At 76.6% G+C, this 18,989-nt stretch carries 6 protein-coding genes; all 6 read right to left on the reverse strand.

The genetic code is table 11. The features are described from left to right. Positions 1-336: 336 nt before the first annotated feature. From LV78_RS28015 to LV78_RS28040, 6 genes are read right to left on the reverse strand one after another with little or no spacing between them, the layout of a single operon-like run. Positions 337-555, reverse strand: coding sequence for an MbtH family protein (locus tag LV78_RS28015; protein ID WP_253848652.1), 219 nt, complete (start codon positions 553-555; stop codon positions 337-339). Then, positions 552-6,770, reverse strand: a complete 6,219-nt coding sequence (locus LV78_RS28020) for a non-ribosomal peptide synthetase (protein WP_253848654.1) — start codon at positions 6,768-6,770, stop codon at positions 552-554. Before LV78_RS28020 ends, LV78_RS28015 begins: the two co-directional genes overlap by 4 nt. Next, positions 6,767-7,708: a threonine ammonia-lyase gene (locus LV78_RS28025; protein ID WP_253848656.1), complete on the reverse strand. Its 942-nt coding sequence runs from the start codon at positions 7,706-7,708 to the stop codon at positions 6,767-6,769. The genes LV78_RS28020 and LV78_RS28025 overlap by 4 nt, the downstream gene beginning before the upstream one ends. After that, positions 7,705-8,940, reverse strand: coding sequence for an MFS transporter (locus tag LV78_RS28030; RefSeq protein ID WP_253848658.1), 1,236 nt, complete (start codon positions 8,938-8,940; stop codon positions 7,705-7,707). The genes LV78_RS28025 and LV78_RS28030 overlap by 4 nt, the downstream gene beginning before the upstream one ends. Next, entirely contained in the window at positions 8,937-16,421 is a 7,485-nt protein-coding gene (locus LV78_RS28035; protein ID WP_253848659.1) for a non-ribosomal peptide synthetase, read from the reverse strand. Before LV78_RS28035 ends, LV78_RS28030 begins: the two co-directional genes overlap by 4 nt. Before the next feature lie 7 nt (positions 16,422-16,428). After that, entirely contained in the window at positions 16,429-18,333 is a 1,905-nt protein-coding gene (locus LV78_RS28040) for a non-ribosomal peptide synthetase (protein WP_253848660.1), read from the reverse strand. Positions 18,334-18,989: the final 656 nt, after the last annotated feature.

The following is an 18,989-nucleotide window of genomic DNA, read 5'->3' on the forward strand; positions in this document are numbered from 1 at the left end:
TGCAAGTCGGTGAACAGGGCGTCTGACAGTTCTGGTGCATGGTGGGCCGTGAGTGACGACTCCGGTGTCGTCCGGGTCCACCGGCACGCTGCCGGTGCCTGGGAAAAAGGGGGGTGCGCCGCCGCTGCCGGACGGCATCCGCGTCGCCCGCCCCGGCCCCTGCCACCCGCCACACCAGCCGCCTGCCACCAGGCCGAACCCACCATCGCCGCCCTCGTGCCCTGGCCACGACGACGACCCGCAGGACAACCCCCAGGCCCGAACCGGGCCGCACGACGGCAGGGCCGGTCCGCCTCGGACCGGCCCTGCCGTCGCGGGCCGGCCCCGGCGGTCACCTCACCGCGCCTCCATCGCCCGCCGCAGGCTGGCCGGGCGCATGTCGGTCCACACCTCGTCCACGTGGGCCAGGCACTCCTGCCGAGTGCCCCGGAAGCCCGTCGCGCGCCAGCCGGGCGGGTCCTCGCGGTCCTCCGGCCAGATCGAGTGCTGCTCCTCGTCGTTGACGACGACCTTGTAGCTGATCTCCTCGTCCTGCACCGCGTTCCTCCGGTTCACTGCTCGGTGGTGATGACGTCCAGCGCGGCCTCGAAGTTCTCCAGCACCCGGTCCACGGCCGCGTCGTCGTGGACCGAGCGGTCGAACACCGCTTCGAGGCGGATCTCCTCGTCGGGGGTGACGACGAGCGTGAAGGGGTAGTTCGTCCACGTCTTGGCCGGGGACAGCCAGTCCACGTCCGGCGCGAGGCGCCGCCGCACGTCCGCGCTCGCCGGGTAGGTCTCGACCACGAGGATCGTGTCGAACAGCGGCACCGCGCGCGGCAGTTCGCTCCACCCGTGCACGCGCACCAGCGGGGTCCGCTCCGACGGGATCCCCGCCCAATCGCGCTGCACCTCGCGCAGCCACTCGCCGACGTCCCCGCCGTCCGGGACCCGCACCCGTACCGGCAGGGTGTTGATGAACATGCCCAGCTCGCGCGTCGTGCCCGGTTCGGCGGTGCGCCCGGAGGCGGTGCCGCCGAAGACCACGTCCGGGGTGCCCGCGTACCGCGACAGCAGCAGCGCCCACGCCGCCTGCGCGACGGTGCTCGCGGTGACCCGGTTCTCCCTGGCGCAGCGGGACAACCGGGCGCCCAGCTCCGCGGGCAGGCGGCGCTCCCGCTGCGCGTTGCCCCGGCCCGCGCCCGCGAACGACCTCGGCAGCCCGGTGGGGGAGCGGAAGCCCGCCAGCCGGGCCCGCCAGAACCGCTCCTCGTCCGCGCTGGGCTCGACCGCCGGGCCCGGCCGCCACGGCAGCTCCGGCGCGGGCAGCTCGCGCCCGGCCAGGCGCGCGGCGTAGCGGTCGAAGAACTCCTCCAGCAGGCACAGGATGCTCCACCCGTCCAGCAGGAGGTGGTGGCTGGTCAGCACGGCCACCGCCCGCTCGCGCAGGCGCACGAGCGTGAGCCGCAGCAGCGGGGCGCGGCCCACGTCGAAGCCCTCGTGCCGGTCCGCCTCCAGCAGTGCCCGCAGCCGCCCGGCGATCCCGTCCGGCGGCCACGCCGAGCCGTCGACCTCGCGGACCTCCGGCCGCGCGTCGGGCACCACGACCTGCAGCGGCTCGCCGGTGCCGCGCTGCTCGACCCTGGTGCGCAGCACCGGGTGGCGCCGCACGAGGTCGTGCCACACCGCCGTGAACGCCGCGGGCTCCAGGTCGTCGTGCAGCCACTGGGTCTGGCTGATGTAGACGCCGCTGCCGGACTCGCCGAGCACGTGGAACAGCACGCCCTGCTGCGCGGCCGACAGCGGGTGCGCGTCGGTCCCGCGCCGCTGCGGCCCGGCCGGGGCCGCGCGCTCCGCGACCAGCGCGAGTTCGGCGATCGTCTGGTGCCGGAACAGCTCCCTCGGCGCCAGGCGCAGACCTGCGGCGGCGGCGCGCGCCACGATCTCGATGCCGCGCACCGAGTCGCCGCCCAGCGCGAAGTAGTTCGAGTCGGCGTCGAGGTCGGCCACGCCGAGCACGTCCCGCCAGACCTCGGCCAGCAGCCGCTCGGCCGCCGACTCCGGGGCCCGGCCGCTCCCGCGCTCCCCGAGGACCGGGTCGGGCAGCGCGCGCCGGTCGAGCTTGCCGCTGCTGGTCGTCGGCAGCTCGTCGAGCACCACGAACGCGGTCGGGACGAGCGCGTGCGGCAGCAGGTCGGCCAGGTGGGCGCGCAGCGCCACCGGCGCCGGGACGTCGTGCCCCGGCGCGACCACCACGTACCCGGTGAGCTGCCCGCGCAGCGCCACGGCAGCCCGCGCCACCGCCGGGTGCGAGGTCAGCGCGGCCTCGATCCCTGACGGGTCCGCGCGGACGCCGTTGACCTTGAGCTGGGCGTCGACGCGGCCGAGGTGCAGCAGGTTCCCGTCGGGCAGCCGCACCGCCCGGTCGCCGGTCCGGTACAGCCGCGCGCCCGCGATCCTCGGGTGCGGCGCGAACAGCTCGGCGGTGAGCGCGGCGTTGCCGAGGTAGCCGCGCGCCAGGCCCGCGCCGGAGATGTGCACGTCGCCGGGGACGCCGACGCCTGCCGGTTCGAGCCGGGAGTCCAGCACCTCCACGCCCGTCCCGGCGATCGGGTAGCCGACCGGAACGTGCCTGCCCGGCGCGGCGTCGTCGACCACGTGCACCGTGCTGGTCATGGTCGTCTCGGTGGGCCCGTACATCGTGGCCAGGCGCGCGCCGGGAGCCGCGGCGGCCAGGTCGGCGACGTCGGCGGCGTGCAGCGGCTCACCGCTGACCAGCACCGCCCGCAGCGCGGGCAGCACCACCGAGCGCCGGGCCAGGTGCCGCGTGACCAGCCGCAGCACCGACGGCACGACCGCGAGCACCGCGGTGACCGGCTCACCCGCCAGCACCTCCACCAGCCGGTCGAGGTCGTGCGCGCCGTCGGGCAGCACGGCGACGCGGGCCCCCACGGTCAGCGGGAACAGCAGGTCGCGCAGGCTCGCGTCGAACGACACCGTGGTCAGCGCCGCCACCACGTCACCGGGGCCCGCCCACCCGCGCGCCTCCAGGTCGGCGAAGTAGTTCGCCACCCCGCGCCGGGTCGCGGCGATCCCCTTGGGGGCGCCGGTGGAACCGGAGGTGTGCACGACGTGCGACAGGGCCTCCGGGTGGTGCGCGGCCACGTCCCCGGCCCCCGCCTCGGCCGGGCCGCCGTCCCCGACCAGCAGGACCGCGCCCGCGCCGGGCGGGAGCCGGTCGGCGTGCCCGGCGTCGGTGAGCGTGGCGACGGGTCGGCAGCCCGCCAGCACCGCCGCGTGCCGCCCGCCGGGGTGGTCGGGGTCCAGCGGCACGAACGCCGCCCCGGCCCGCCACACCGCGAGCAGCGCCACGACCAGGTCGATCCCCCTGGGCAGCAGCACGGCCACCAGCGCGTCCGCGCCGACGCCCCCGGCGCGCAGCCGGTCGGCCACGGCGCGCACGCGCTCGTCCAGGCCGCCGTAGGTGACGCCGTCGCCGTCGCACGTCACGGCCGTGCGGTCCGGTTCGGCGCGGACCCAGCGGGCCACCCGGCCCCACAGGTCGCCGTCCACCTCCGGAGCGGGCGCGCCGCTCGCGGCGTCCTCGGGCGCGTCCTCGGGCGGGTCCAGCGCGACGCGCCCCACCGGCCGGTCCGGGTCGGCGGCGACGGCGCGCAGCAGCACGAGGAGCTGGCGCGCGAACACCTCCGCCCACGCCCGGTCCACCACGTCGGAGTCGAACTGGAGCGTCGCGGCCAGCCCGCCGCCGTCGTCGACCACCGACAGCCGCAGGTCGCACTTCACCCCGGCGGCGCGCACCGGCAGCCGCGTCGCGGTGAGGCCGGGCACGGCGAAGTGCCGCGCCGGGTCGTTCTCCACCACGAACAGCGCCTGCACCACCGGGTGCCGCGCCAGGTCGCGCTCGGGGGCGAGCGCGGACACCAGCAGCTCGAACGGCAGGTCCTGGTGCGCGAACGCCTCCAGCGCGCCCGCCTGCGCCCGGCCCAGCAGCTCGCGGAAACCGGGCTCGCCGGACAGGTCGGCGCGGAGCACGACCGTGTTGACGAACAGCCCCACCAGCCGGTCGAGGCCCGCGCCGTCCCGCCCCGCGACGGGGGTGCCGACGAGCACGTCGTCCCGGCCGGTGTAGCGGCCGAGCAGCGCCTGGTAGGCCGCGAGCAGCACCACGAACGGCGTCACCCGCTCGGCCGAGGCCAGCCCGCGCAGCCCCGCCCACAGCCCGGCGTCGACGGCGAACTCCACGGCGTCGCCCCGGAAGTCCTGCACGGGCGGCCGGACCAGCGCCGACGGCAGGTCCAGCACCAGCGGCGCGCCCGCCAGCGCCGCCACGCGGTCGCGCAGCGCCGCCTCAAGGCCCGCGCCCGCCAGCCGCCCGCGCTGCCACGCCGCGTAGTCGGCGTACCGGAGCGCCGGTTCGGGCGGCGAGCCGCCCGCGCACAGCACCGCCAGCTCCTCCGCGATCACGTCCAGCGACAGCCCGTCGGAGACGATGTGGTGCAGCACCAGGCACACCACGTGCTCGCGCTCCGCCACGCGCAGCACGAGCAGGCGCAGCAGCGGCGGCCTCGCCAGGTCGAACGGCCGCGCGACCTCCTCGGCCAGCGCACCGTCCACATCGGACCGCTCCACGTCCCGCGTCGCGGCCCGCACGGGCGACGGCGGGCGGACCTCCGGCACGGGCTTGCCGCCCTCGTTGCGGAACGCGGTGCGCAGCACCTCGTGCCTGCGCACCACCTCGGTGGCCGCGCGGTCGAGCGCGGCCACGTCGAGCCCGCCGGTGACGGTCATCGCCAGCGTCACGTGGTAGGCCCCGCCGCTGCCGCCGAGCTGGTCGACGAACCACAACTGCTCCTGCGCGTGCGACAGCACCGGGGCGCGCCCGTCGCGCGGCAGCGGCGCCTGCTCGTCGCCGCCCGCGCCGGGAGCGCGGGAGGACAGCTCGCGCGCCAGCTCCGCGACCGTGCCCGCCGTCAGCAGCTCCGCCATGGTCAGCCGGGTGCCGAGGTCGCGGGACACCGCTGCGGCGATCCGCATCGCGGGCACCGAGTGCCCGCCCAGGTCGAGGAACCGGTCGTGCACGCCGACGCGCTCGACCTCCAGCGCCGACTCCCACGCCCGGACCAGGAGGCGCTCCAGATCGGTGGTCGGCGGCGCGTACTCCGCCGCGCGCGCCGACACCTCGGGCAGCGGCAGCGCGGCCCGGTCGACCTTGCCCGCCGGGGTGAGCGCGAACCGGTCGGTGAAGGCGTAGAGCGACGGCACGACCGCCGCGGGCAGCGCCGCGGCGAGGTGCGCGCGCAGCGCGTCGGCGCCCACCGGGGGAACCCCCGCGCCGTCGGCCCGGATCACGTGCGCGACCAGCCTCGGCCCGCCGCGCCCCACCTCGTGCAGGTGCACCACGGCCTCGGCCACGCCGGGGTGCGCGCGCAGCGCCGCCTCGATCTCGCCCGCCTCGACCCGCACCCCGTTGACCTTGAACTGGTGGTCGACCCGGCCCAGGTAGTCCAGGGCCCCGTCCGGCCGCCGCCGCACCAGGTCGCCGGTGCGGTAGAGCCGCCCGCCCGGCGCGTCCGGGTCCGGCAGGAACCGCTCGGCCGTCAACCCCGGCCTGCCGAGGTAGCCCCTGGTCACCGCGCCGCCGCCGAGGAACAGCTCGCCGACCTCGCCGGGCGGAACGGGGCGCAGGTCCTCGCCGAGCACGCGCGGGACGCAGTCGTCCACCGGCAACCCGATCGGCACCGGCGAGGTGCCGCGCGGGCACAGCGCGAACGTGGTGTTGATGGTGGCCTCGGTGGGGCCGTACATGTTGTAGAGGTCGACGTCCAGCTCGTCGGCCACCCGGTCCACCAGCGCCGGGGGCAGCTCCTCGCCGGAGCACACCACCCAGCGCAGGCTCGCGCACGCCCCGCGCGGCATCGCGTCGAGGAAGACCCGCAGCAGCGACGGCACGAACTGCACGAACGTCACCCGCTCCGCGTCGATCACCTCGGCGAGGTGCGCGGGGTCCAGGTGCGCGTCCTGCCTCGGGACGACCAGCCGCGCGCCGGTGACCAGCGGCAGGCACAGCTCGGCCATCGACGGGTCGAAGCTGACGGCCGTGCGCAGCAGCACCGCGTCCGAGCCGTCCAGCGGCAGCAGCCCGCGCTTCCAGTCCAGGTACCCGGCCAGCGAGCGGTGCGAGACCATGACGCCCTTGGGCCGCCCGGTGGAACCGGACGTGTAGATCACGTACGCCAGGCCGTCCGGGCAGGGCGCGGCGAAGTCCTCGGCGCGCTCCACCGGGGACCGTCCGGCGTGGACGTCCTCCTCGGCGAGCCGGACCGTCCCCGACGGCCGCCACGGACCGCCGTCGAGCAGCACAGCCGCCCGCTCGGCGGTGTCCACCACCAGCGCGACCGGCCGGGCGTCGGCGACCATGTGGCGCAGCCGGTCCACCGGGTAGTCCGGGTCCAGCGGCAGGTACGCGCCGCCCGCCTTCCAGATCGCCACCAGCGCCACCGGCAGGTCCGGGCCGCGCGGCAGGCACACCGCGACCACGTCCTCAGGGCCCGCGCCCAGCCCGCGCAGCCGGGTCGCCAGCGCCGACGCGCGCCGGTCCAGCTCGCGGAACGTCAGCTCCTCGCCCTCGTGCACCACCGCGACCGCGTGCGGCGTCCGCGCGCACCGCTCCGCGAACGACTCCACCACCGAGACCACCGGCGCCTCCTGGAACACCGAGACCACCGGCGCCTCCAAGACCACCGGCGCCACCGAACCGGGACCCACCCTCACGCCTCCCCACCTGCCCGGCGGGGGACGTTGCCCCCGCTGACGACCAGCACCGTCCCCGGACCGCCGGGGACCCTCCCCGCCAGCACCGCCGCGAGCGGCAGCGCGCCCGTCGGCTCCGCGGGCACGTCGCCCAGCGCCTCCCACGCCGCCAGGATCTCCGCCTCGGACACCGTGACGATCCCGTCGACCAGGCCGCGCTCCACGATCACCTCGAACGTCCGCTCGCCCAGCGACACGACCCGCGCCCCGTCCGCGACGGTGTCCGGGGTCGCCGCCAGGCGGTGCAGGCGCCCGGTGCGCAGGCTCGCCGCGGCGTCCGCGGCGCGCTCGGGCTCGACGCCGATCACCGCGACGCCGGGCAGCCGCGACCGCACCGCCAGCGCCGTCCCGGCCAGCAGCCCGCCGCCGCCCACCGGCACCACGACCGCCGTCACACCGGGGTGGTCCTCCACGACCTCCTCGGCGACGGTCGCCTGCCCGTGGATGACGTCCCAGTCGTCCGAGGAGTGCACGAACGGCCACCCGCGCTCGGCGGCCAGCGCGCGGGCCAGCCCGTCGCGGTTGCCGAAGGTGACGCCCTCGTCGACGACCTCCGCGCCCAGCGCGCGGATGGCGTCGACCTTGGCGGGCACGGCGTCCTGCGGGATCACCACGGTGACCCGCAGCCCGGCGATCCGCGCGGCCGTGGCGACGGCCCGCGCGTGGTTGCCTGAGCTGGTCGCGACCACGCCGGGCACGCCGTCGGGCAGCGACAGCAGCGCGTTGCACGCCCCGCGCATCTTGAACGAGCCCGCCACCTGCGTGGACTCCAGCTTCAGCAGCGTCCCGCCGTCGAGCGCGCGCAGCGGCGTGCGCCGGACGTGGTCGGCCACGCGCAGGCGGGCGGCGTCGATGGCGGCGCGGTGTCGGGTGAGGTAGCCGACGGAGGCCAGCGTCATGCCCGCCCCCCTTCAGCGGTGATCGCGGTGCGCCGCACCGCGGAGAACAGCAGGAACAGCCCCGGCAGGAGCAGGCCCGCGGCGGCCACGGCGATGGCGCCGCGCAGCCCGACGACCTGGGCGAGCAGGCCGCTGAGCAGCGCGCTGAACGGCGTCGCCGCCCACGCGGTCCAGCGGAACGTGGCGTTGACCCGGCCGAGCAGGTGGTCCGGGGTCATGAGCTGGCGCGCGCTGACCAGGCTGATGCTGTACACCTGCACGCCAACGCCCACGGCGAACGCGCTGACCACCAGCACCCCGATGCTCCACGCGCCGCTGTCTGGCACCAGCGGCACCGCCAGCACCGGGACGCCCGCGAGGAACGCCGCCCCGGTCACCGCCCGGCTGAGCCCGTAGCGCTCGTTGACGCGCCGCGCCAGCGCCGAGCCGACCAGCGCGCCCGGCCCGGCGGCGGCGAGCACCAGCCCGAGCTGGCCCGCGCTGCCGCCCAGCTCGGTGAGCACGAACAGCGGCACGAGCGGCGTGCGGATGTAGAAGAAGGCGTTCATGATCCCCGAGGAGATCGCCATGGGCCGCAGCACCGGGTCGCCGAACACCGAGGAGAAGCCCTCGCGGATGTCGTGCCACACCGTGCCCGCCGGCCTCGCCACCTCGGGCTTCGACGGCAGCGCCAGGCCCGCGAGCAGCGCGGCGGCCACGACGTAGCACACCGCGTCGATCGCGACGGTGTTCGCCGGTGACAGCAGCTCCACCAGGAACCCGGCCGCCGACGGCCCGATGATCATCGCGCCGGAGCGGGTCATCTCCACCCGGCTGTTGGCCGCGACGAGGTGCTCGGCGGGCACCACCGACGGCAGCAGCGACGGGTGCACCACGCTGAACGCCACGTGCAGCAGGCTCACCAGGAACTGCACCGCGACGAGCTGCGCGACGCCCAGCGACCCCAGCAGCGCGGCCACCGGCAGCGAGCCGAGCAGCACCGCCCTGCCGACGTAGGTGATCTGCAGCAGCCTGCGCCGGTCGACCCGGTCCACGAGCACCCCGAAGAAGGGCCACGCGAACGCGAACGGGGCCATGCCGACACCGACGATCAGCCCCATCTGCGCGGGGGTCGCGCCCAGTTGCAGCACCGCCACCAGCGGCAGCGCGACCAGCGACAGGTGGTAGCCCAGCTCGGCGATCGTCTGGCCGCTCCACAGCCGCAGGAACGGTCCTTCGCGCAGCGGGTTCACCGCGTTCCTCCCCAGTCCTCGGCCAGCAGCCGGGACATCGCGTCCAGCAGCTCCCCGGCCAGCCGCCCGTCGACGAGTTCCCGGTCGTGGACCAGGTCGAGCAGCACGCCGTCGGGGCGGTCGTGGGCGAACAGGGTGAGCGGGTAGCGCGCCCACACCTCGTTCGCGCCCGTGCGCTCGACCTCCAGGCCGGGGACGGGCACCCGGTCGTGCGGGAAGTCCTGCATGTTGAACAGCGCCTGCGCGACGGGCGCGTGGCTGTCGGCCTGGTCGGGCGCCAGCGCGTCGAGCAGCGCCTCGAACGGCACGCGCCGGTGCGCGTGCGCGTCCAGCGCCTGGCGGCGCACCCGCGCCACGACCTCGTCAAGGCCGGGCCGGTCGTGCAGCTCGGCGCGCAGGAGCACCATGTCGGCGAGGAAGCCGATCATGCCGTCGAGCCCGGCCCGGTCGCGGTTGGCCGACGGCGCGGCCACGGCGAACCCGGCCCTGCCGAAGCGCTCGCCCAGCGCCACCTGGAACGCGGCCATCAGCACCATGAACGGCGTCGCCCGCAGCCGCGCGCACCGCGCCCGCACCCCGGCCGCCGCGTCGTCGGGCAGCACGAGCGTGACCCGGCCCCTCGGCGGTCGCCGCTCGCCGGTCAGCGCCGGGTAGTCCGCCGCCACCTCGATCAGCGGCTCGACGTCCGCGAGCGCGGCCCGCCAGTGCGCCAGGTCCTCCTCGGCCGGGCCGAGACCGTCCTGCCAGCGCACGAAGTGCGCGTACTGCAGCACCGGCTCGGGCAGCGGCAGCCCCTGGTAGAGCGTCGTGACCTCGCGCAGCAGCACGCCCACCGACCAGCCGTCCGCGACCAGGTGGTGCACCACCACGCACAGCACGTGGTCGTCGGGCCCCAGCCGGTGCAGGCCCGCGCGCAGCAGCGGACCGCGCGCCAGGTCGAACGGCCGCGAGGTGTACTCCGGCACGTCGTCCACGACGTCCAGCACCACCGCGCGCGGCTCCAGCACGCGCGCCACCGGCCCTCCGGCGCGCTCGGGGAAGACGGTGCGCAGCGCCTCGTGGCGGCGCACCACCCCGCTCAGCGCGGCGGCCAGCGCCGCGGTGTCCAGCGCGCCGCGCAGCCTGCGCACGACCGGCACGTTGTACAGCGCGTACCGGCCCGCGCCGCGCTCCAGCCGCCACAGCCGCCGCTGGGCCGCCGACAGCGCCGACCGGTCGGCGTCCCCGGCCACCGGGTCCGGCACGGCCCCCTCGCCCAGGTCGTCGACCCACGCCGCCAGGTCGGCGGCCGTGGAGTGCTCGAACAGGGCGCGCAGCGGCACCGCGACGCCGAGCACCTCGCCCATCCGCGCGGTCGCGCGGGCGGCCAGCAGCGAGTGCCCGCCCAGCGCGAAGAAGTCCTGCGCCACGCCGACCGAGTCGAGGCCGAGCACGTCGGCCCAGATCCGCGTGATCAGCTCCTCGACCTCGTTGCGCGGCCCCGCCCCGTGCTCCGGTCCGACCTCGGGGACGGGCAGCGCCCGGCGGTCCAGCTTGCCGGTCGCGGTCCTGGGCAGCCGGTCCAGCTCGACGTAGCCGACGGGGACGTGCGTCGTCGGCAGCCGCTCGGCCAGGTCCGCGCGCAGCCGGGGCCACGCGGGCAGCGCGTGCCCGGCCGCGGCCACGACGCACGCCACCAGCCGGGGGCCGCGGCCGTCCGGGTCGTGGGCGCGCACGGCGGCCTCGGCCACGGCCGGGTGCGCGGCCAGCGCCGCCTCCACCTCGGCCGGGTCGACGCGCACGCCGTTGACCTTCAGGTCGTCGTCGGCGCGCCCCAGGTACTGCAGCGTCCCGTCCGGCAGGAACCGGCCCCGGTCCCCGGTGTCGTACAGGCGCTCGCCCGGCCGCCGAGGGTGCGGCACGAACCGCGCCGCGGTCAGCCCCGGCTTGCCGTGGTAGCCGCGGGCCAGCCCCGCGCCGCCGATGTGCACCCGGCCGGGCACGCCGACCCCGACCGGCCGCATCGCCGCGTCCAGCACCTCCACGGCCGCGCCGCCGATCGGCCTGCCGACCGGGACGCGCGACGCGGCGTCCGGCGCGTCCACCGCGTGCCACGTCGTGGTCATGGTCGTCTCGCTCGGCCCGTACAGGTTCACCACGCGCGCGTTCGGGGCGATCGCGACGACCCCGGCGACGTCCGCCGGGTTCAGCACCTCGCCGCTGACCCGCACCGACCGCAGGTCCGGCGCGGTGACGCCGCGCTCGGCGGCGCGCGCGGTGACCGCCCGCAGCAGCGACGGCACGATCGCGGGCAGCGCGGTGACCCGCTCGGCCACCAGCGCGTCCACCACGCCGTCCAGGTCCGCGCCGCCGCCCGGCGCCACGACCACCCGCGCGCCGAGGGCGAGCGGGAGCAGCAGGTCGCGCAGCACCGCGTCGAACGACACGGTCGTGACCGCCAGCGCGGTGTCCTCCGGCCCGAGCCGCGTCGCCAGGTCCGCCAGGTAGTTCGCGACGCCTCGGCGGGTGCCCGCGATGCCCTTGGGCGTGCCGGTGGACCCGGACGTGTAGACCACGTACGCCCGGTGGTCGGGGTGCGCGGGCTCGCGGGGAGCCGCGTCCGGGCGCGCGCCGGTCGGCGGCACCGGGATCGCGGTGGTGTCCAGCGGCTCGGCGGTGACCACGAGGTCCGGGCGCGCGTCGGCGAGCACCGCGGCCTTGCGCGCCGGGGACAGCTCCGGGTCCAGCGCGACGAAGCCCGCGCCCGCGTCCCACGCGGCCAGCAGCGCCACCACCAGGTCGGTCCCGCGCGGCAGGTGCACCGCGACCAGCCGCTCCGGCCCGGCCCCCGCCCGCCGCAGCCGGTCGCCCAGCGCGGTGACCCGGCGTTCCAGGTCGCGGTAGGCCACCCGCTCGTCGCCGCACACCAGCGCCTCGGCGTCCGGCCGGGTCCGCGCCCGGTCCCGGAACAGGGTCAGCGCGTCCAGCCCGACCGAGGGACCGCCGTCGGCGCGCACCGGCGCGGGCAGGCCCAGCCCGGACAGCTCCTCGGTGTCGGCTGCCTCCGCCACGACCGCGGCCAGCAGCAGCAGCCACCGCTCGCGCAGCGCGTCCACGTCCTCCCCGGTCAGCACGTCCACGGCGTAGCGGAACCCGCAGTCCAGCTCGCCGCCCCGGTCCGAGGCCACGAGCGTCAGGTCGCACTTCGCGGTGTCGTTGTCCACGCCCACCGGCAGCACCGACGCCCACGCGTCGGCGTCCGGCCGGGTCCGGTGCACCTCGAACATCACCTGGTGGATCGGCTGGTGCGCCAGGTCGCGCTCCGGGGCCAGGTGCTCGACCAGCTTCTCGAACGGCACGTCCTGGTGCTCGAAGGCGGCCAGCGACGTCCGCCGCGCCTCGGCCAGCGCGTCGGCGAACGTGGCCGCCCGCGACAGGTCCACGCGCAGCGGCACGGTGTTGACGAAGAACCCCTGCAGCGGCTCCAGCTCCGGCCTGCCGCGCCCGGCGACCGGCGTGCCGACGACCACGTCCGGCGTGCCCGCGCTCCTGCCCACGACCACCGCGAACGCCGCCAGCAGCACCATGAACCGGGTCGCGCCGCGCCGCGCGGCCAGCGCGTCCACCGCCGCCACCAGGTCGGCCCCGACGCGGAAGCGCAGCACCCGACCCCGGTGGGTGGCCGCGGCGGGCCGCACGCGCGTGGAGGGCAGCTCCAGGACCGGCGGCGCGCCGTCCAGCGCGGCCCGCCAGAACTCCAGCTCCGCCGCCAGGTGCTCGCCCGCCACCCGCTCGCGCTGCCACGCCGCGTAGTCCGCGTAGCCGATGCCCGGCTCCGGCAGCGCGTGCCCGTGGTGCAGCGCGGTCAGCTCGTCGACGAGCAGGTCCAGCGACCACGCGTCGGTGGCGATGTGGTGCACCGTCAGCACCAGCACCGGATCACGGGGGAACCCGATCAGCGCGGCGCGCAGCACCGGCCCCGCCGCCAGGTCGAACGGCCGCCGCGCCTCCGCGCCCGCGCACCGCCGGACGACCTCGTCCCGGTCGTCGCCGCCCGGTTCCAGCACGGGCAGCGGGACTCCCCCGGCGGGCAGCACGCGCGGCACGGGCGCGCCCGACCGGTCGTCGAGCACGGTCCGCAGCACGTCGTGGCGGCGCACGACCTCGGTCAGCGCCGCGCGCAGCCGCCCGGCGTCGACCTCACCGCGCAGCCGCAGCACCAGCTGCACGTTGTAGGCCGAGCCGCCTGGCGTCAGCCGGTCGAGGAACCAGATGCGCTGCTGCCCGTAGGACGCCACGGGCTCGCCGGAGGCGGGCCGCACCGGCGGCAGCGAGCGCACCCCGCGCCCGCCGTCCACCAGCCGGGCGAGGTCGGCCAGCACCGGGGCCTCGTAGGCGGCCTGCACGCCGAGGCGCACCCCGGTCGCGCCCTCGATCCGCGCGACGACCTTGATCAGCAGCAGCGAGTGCCCGCCCAGCGCGAAGAAGTCGTCGTCCCGGCTCACCGAGGAGCGGCCCAGCACCTCCCGCCACACCCGCGCGACCAGTCGCTCGGCGGCGGTCACCGGCTCGGCCGACGGCCCGGCGCGCTCCGCGCTCGGGGCGGGCAGCGCGCCGCGGTCGAGCTTGCCGCTGCTCGTGGTGGGAAAGGACTCCAGCGCCGCGTAGTGGCTCGGCAGCCACCCGGCGGGCAGGTGCGCGGCCAGGTGCTCGCGCAGCTCCGCCGCCGTCGGGACGTCCGGGCCCGCCGGGACGAAGTAGGCGGCGAGCGCGGTGCCGCCCGCGTGGTCGGGCACCGGCGTCACGGCGGCCTGCCGCACCCCGGCGTGCGCCGCCAGCGCCGCCTCCACCTCGCCGGTCTCGACGCGCTGCCCGTTCACCTTGACCTGGTGGTCCTCGCGCCCCAGGTACTCCAGGACGCCGTCGGGCCGCCAGCGCACCACGTCACCGGTCGCGTAGAGCCGCCCGCCGGGGGAGCGCGGGTCGGGCACGAACCGCTCCGCGGTGAGACCGGGGCGGCCCAGGTAGCCGGACCCGACCGCCCGGCCGCCGTGGAACAGCTCGCCGGGAACCCCGAACGGCGCGGGGCGCAGGTCGGGCCGCAGCACGTGCGCGGTCGTGTTCCACACCGGACGTCCGATGTGGACGGACGTGCCGACGTCGTCGGGCGTCATGCGCGCCCACGTGCTGTGGATCGCCGTCTCGGTCGGCCCGTACAGGTTCAGCAGCTCGCCGTCGAACGAGCCGAGCACGCGGTCGCGCAGCTCGCGCGGCAGCGCCTCGCCGCTGCACAGCAGCGCGCGGACGCCCGCGAGCGCGCGCGGGCCGACGTGGTCGAGGAACGCCCGCAGCATCGACGGCACGAAGTGCACGAGCGTCACCCCGGCGCGGTCGATCAGCTCGGCGATCGCGTCCGGGTCGCGCTGCGCGCCCGGCCTGGCCAGCACCATCCCGGCCCCGGTCAGCAGCGGCAGGAACAGCTCCCACAGCGACACGTCGAAGCTGAACGGCGTCTTCTGCAGCACCACGTCCGCCTCGGTCGGCCGCAGCACGTCGGCCATCCACAGCATGTGGTTCACCACCGCCCGGTGGTGCACCAGCACGCCCTTGGGCCGCCCGGTGGACCCGGAGGTGTGCAGCAGGTAGGCGGGGTGCCCGGTCGTCACGCCGGTCCCCGGTGGCGTGCCGGGCAGCGCGGCGAGCGCGTCGGCGTCGCGGTCGAGCAGCACGGCCGACGGCGCGGTGGCGAGCGCGTCCGCGAGCGGACCGCCCGCCAGCCCGGCGTCGGTCACCAGCGCCACCGGCCGGGCGTCGGCGATCGCGTGCCGCAGCCGCGCCACCGGGTGGTCCGGGTCCAGCGGCGTGTACGCGGCCCCCGCCTTGAGCACGCCGAGCAGCGCGGGCACCAGGTGGGCGGAGCGCCGCAGGCACACCGCGACCACCGAACCGGGGCCCGCGCCCAGCTCCCGCAGCCGCCGGGCGAGCCGGTTGGCGCGCTCGTCGACCTCGCGGAAGGTCCACGCGACGTCGTCGTCCCGCACCGCGACGGCGTCCGGGGTCCGCGCGGCCTGCGCGGCGGTCAGCTCGTGCAGGCACAGCGCGGCCTCGGGCAGCTCCACCTCGGCGCCGTTGACCTCGTCGACCAGCCGCCGCTCCTCCGGCGTCCACAGCGGGACCAGCCACGGGTCCAGGTCGGGATCGGCCGCCACGGCGTCCAGCAGCGCGACCAGGTGCGCGACCACCCGCTCCGCGGTCGCGCGGGTGAACAGGTCCCGCGCGTAGCGCAGCACCCCGGTGACCGGCCCGCCGCCGTCGGTGAACGTCATCGCCACGTCGAACCGCGCGCCGCCGTTGCTGACCGGCACCGGCTCCCACGACAGGCCGTCGCCGGTGGTGAACGACCTCGGCGCGCCGTCGAGCTGCACCCAGGCGCGCACCGGGTTCTGCCCGTCCGCGCCGGTCAGCGCCTCCAGCGGCACGTCCTGGTGCTCGTACGCCGTCAGCACCACCTCGCGGCAGCGCGCCACCAGCGCGCGGAACGAGCCCGCGCGCGCCACGTCCACGCGCAGCGGCACGGTGTTGACGAAGAACCCGATCGCGCCCTCAGTGCCGGGGTGCGTCCGCCCCGCGGCGGGGGTGCCGACCACGACGTCCCCGCGCCCGGCGTACTGGCCCAGCAGCGCCTGGAAACCCGCCTGCAGCACCGGGAACAGCGTCCCGCCGTGCTCGGCGGCCAGCGCGCGGAGCCCGGCCGAGGTCTCCTCGGACAGCGCCAGCGGCACGTCACCGCCGCGCTGCGTCGCCACGACCGGGCGCGGCAGGTCCAGCGGCAGTTCGAGGGGGTCGGTCGCGCCGTCCAGCGCCGCCCGCCAGTGCGCCGCGTCCCGCTCGCCCCGGCCGCCCGCGAGGCGTTCCGCCTGCCAGGCGGCGAAGTCCGGGAACTGGGCCGAGGGCGGGGCGGGCGCCTCCCCGGCGTACAGGGCGGACAGCTCGCGCACCAGCACGTCGAGCGACCAGCCGTCGAACACGACGTGGTGCACCACCACGCACAGCAGGTGCTCGTCGGGGCCCAGGCGCGCCAGGCCGACCCGCACCAGCGGGCCCTCGGCGAGGTCGAACCGCGCGGTGACGACGCCCGCGAGCCAGTCCCGCCACCGCGCCGGGTCCACGGCCACCGGGTCGACGACCACCACGACCTCGTCGTGGACGACGAGTCGGGGCGCGCCGTCCACCTCGGTGAACGTCGAGCGCAGCGCCTCGTGGCGGGCGAGCACCCCGGCGACGGCCGCGCGCAGCGCCGCGAGGTCCAGCGCGCCGCGCAGCCGGAACGCCAGCGGCACGTTGTAGGCCGCGCCGGGGGACAGGCGGTCGAGGAACCACAGGCGCTGCTGGCCCGTGGACGGGATCGCGCGCTCGGCGTCGGGGCGGCGCTCGATGCCCGAGGACGCGCGCAGGGCGCGCAGCAGCGACCCGCGCCCCGCGCGGGAGACGGACGTCGTCATCGGCGCGTCACCGGCCGACCGGGTGGGTGGCGCCCCGCTCGTCGTCCTGCCCGTCGCCCGCCAGGATCCCGCTCGCGGCGGCCTCCAGCGCGGCGACGTCCAGCCCGGCCTCGGCCAGCCAGCCTCGGAACGCGGCCACCGTCGGCGCCTCGAACACCGCGCGCACCGGCACCTCGACGTCGAACAGCGCGTTGACGGCCAGCACCATCCGCGTCGCGAGCAGGGACTGCCCGCCCAGCGCGAAGAAGTCGTCCTCGACGCCCACCTCGTCGCGGGTCAGCACCTCGGCCCACAGGCCCGCCAGCAGCTCCTCCAACGGCCCCTCCGGCGCCCGCGACACCGCGCCCTCGCGCGGCACGGCCCGCAGCAGCGCGCCCCGGTCGACCTTCCCGTTGTCGGTGAGCGGCCACGACGTCACCACCACGACCGCGCTCGGCACCATGTACGGCGGCAGCGACGCCGCCGCGTGCGCGCGCACCGCCGCCCCGTCGAGCCCGGCGTCCTCCGCCAGCACGAACGACACCAGCCGCCCCGACCCGGCCGCGTCGCGCTCGGCGACCGTCACCGCGTCCTGCACGCCGGGGTGCCCGCGCAGCGCGGCCTCCACCTCGCCCAGCTCGATCCGGAAGCCCTGCACCTTGACCTGGAAGTCGTCGCGCCCGAGGAACTGGATCTCCCCGTCGGGCAGGTAGCGGCCGAGGTCGCCGGTGCGGTAGACCCGCTCGCCCGTCGCGGGCAGGGTGACGAACCGCGCGGCGGTGCGCTCGGGGTCGCGCCAGTAGCCCAGCGCGACACCGGCGCCGCCGATGTGCAGCTCGCCGGGCACGCCGACCGGGCACGGCGCCATCGCCTTGTCGAGCACGTGGAAGGTCTGGTTCGCCATCGGCCTGCCGTACGGGATGCTCGGCCACGCCGGGTCGACCTCGTCCACCGGGCGCAGGATCGACCAGATCGAGCCCTCCGTCGCGCCGCCGAGGCTGATCACGCGGGCGCGCGGGTTGGCCTCGGCGACGTCGGCGGGCAGGCCGACCCTGATCCAGTCCCCGCTGAGCAGGACCAGCCGCAGCGGGTCGAGCTGGCCGGGCTTCGCCGCGGCGACGGCCAGCTCCATCAGCGCGGGCACCGAGTTCCACACCGTGACGCCCGCCTCGGCGACGAGACCGGCCCAGTGCACCGGGTCGGGTCGGGCGGACGGCTTCGGCACCACGATCGCCGCGCCGGTGGCGAGCGTGCCGAACACGTCGTAGATCGCCAGGTCGAAGCTCAGCGCGGACAGCGCGAGCACCCGGTCGTCGGGGCCGACGTCGAAGCGCGAGTTGATGTCCAGAATGGTGTTCACCGCGCCCCGGTGGCTGATCATCACGCCCTTGGGCAGGCCGGTCGACCCGGAGGTGTAGATCACGTACGCGAGGTCGTCCGGTCCCCTGTGGACGGTCGGCGGCTCCTGCGGCGTCGCCGGGGCCTCGGCGTCGACCGCCTGCACGGGAAGGCCCTCCGGCCACGGGAGGCGGTCGACGAGCGCGGGCTGGGTGAGCACCGCGCGGCTCAGCGAGTGCTCCAGCAGGTGGTGCAGCCGCTCGGCCGGGTTGGCGGGGTCGACCGGCACGAACACCGCGCCTGCCATCAGCGCGCCCAGCGCCGCGACGACCTGCTCCCAGCCCTTCTCCATGACGATCGCGACCACGTCGCCGGTGGCCACGCCCGCGTCCCGCAGCCGGTGCGCCGCAGCGCTCGCGCGGTCGGCGAGCTCGGCGTACGAGAGCGCTCCCTCGGGATGCGCCACGGCCGTTCGCCCGGCGTGCGTCCGGGCCGCGTCGAGGAACAGCTCGTGCAGCAGGGCGTCCGCCCGCGCGAACCGCACCGCCGTGCTGTTGGACCGTCGCGCGAGGTCGACGTCGGCCTTCGTGCTCAAGGAGAAGCTGGCTAACCGCCGCCGTGCGGTGTCGGGCACGATGAACCCCCAAGTCCGGTGCCGGGACCGACCGCCGGGCGTTTCCGGGCGCGCGTCAGCGCACCGGGGCACTGGGCCCGGAGCGGTCTTCTCCCGTGTTTGCGATGTGCGTGCGAAATGAGGTGCGAGGTGCGAGCGCTGAATGAGTGCACGGCTCTGGAGCGGATTGGCGACCGAAATCGGCCGCGTCCGCAGGAGGTTGTGCCGGAGCTTATTCCCCTTCGCCGTTCATCTCACCCAGTGGGCAGAGTGTTGCAATCGGGCAAACTGGGTGACAATAGGCTGTTTGGGGTGCCCCCGGTGAGGGGTTGCCGGGCTCCAGGGGGTGCTGAATCGATTCCGGCAGACCGGGTTCCGCTGTCGCCCCAGTTCAACTACCTCGGACACCGAATGTTTTTTGCTCACTGAGCGTGGCCGGTGCCGACCGCATGGGGGTCATCGCGGTAGTGGGGCCACGTGTGTCAAGTACGGGAACGCGAGAATTCAGTATTCCTCGACCGGATCCTCGGCGCGCAATTCTGGTGTTGTTCGGAATCCGTTCAAGCGGGGGTGGCCTGGGCTTTTGCGCCGAGGTGAAAATGTGTGACCGGCACCGGCCGCCGCGGATAGGATCGCGC

Origin of the sequence: Actinosynnema pretiosum, from assembly GCF_024171695.1 — a bacterium.
Lineage (GTDB): Bacteria > Actinomycetota > Actinomycetes > Mycobacteriales > Pseudonocardiaceae > Actinosynnema > Actinosynnema pretiosum.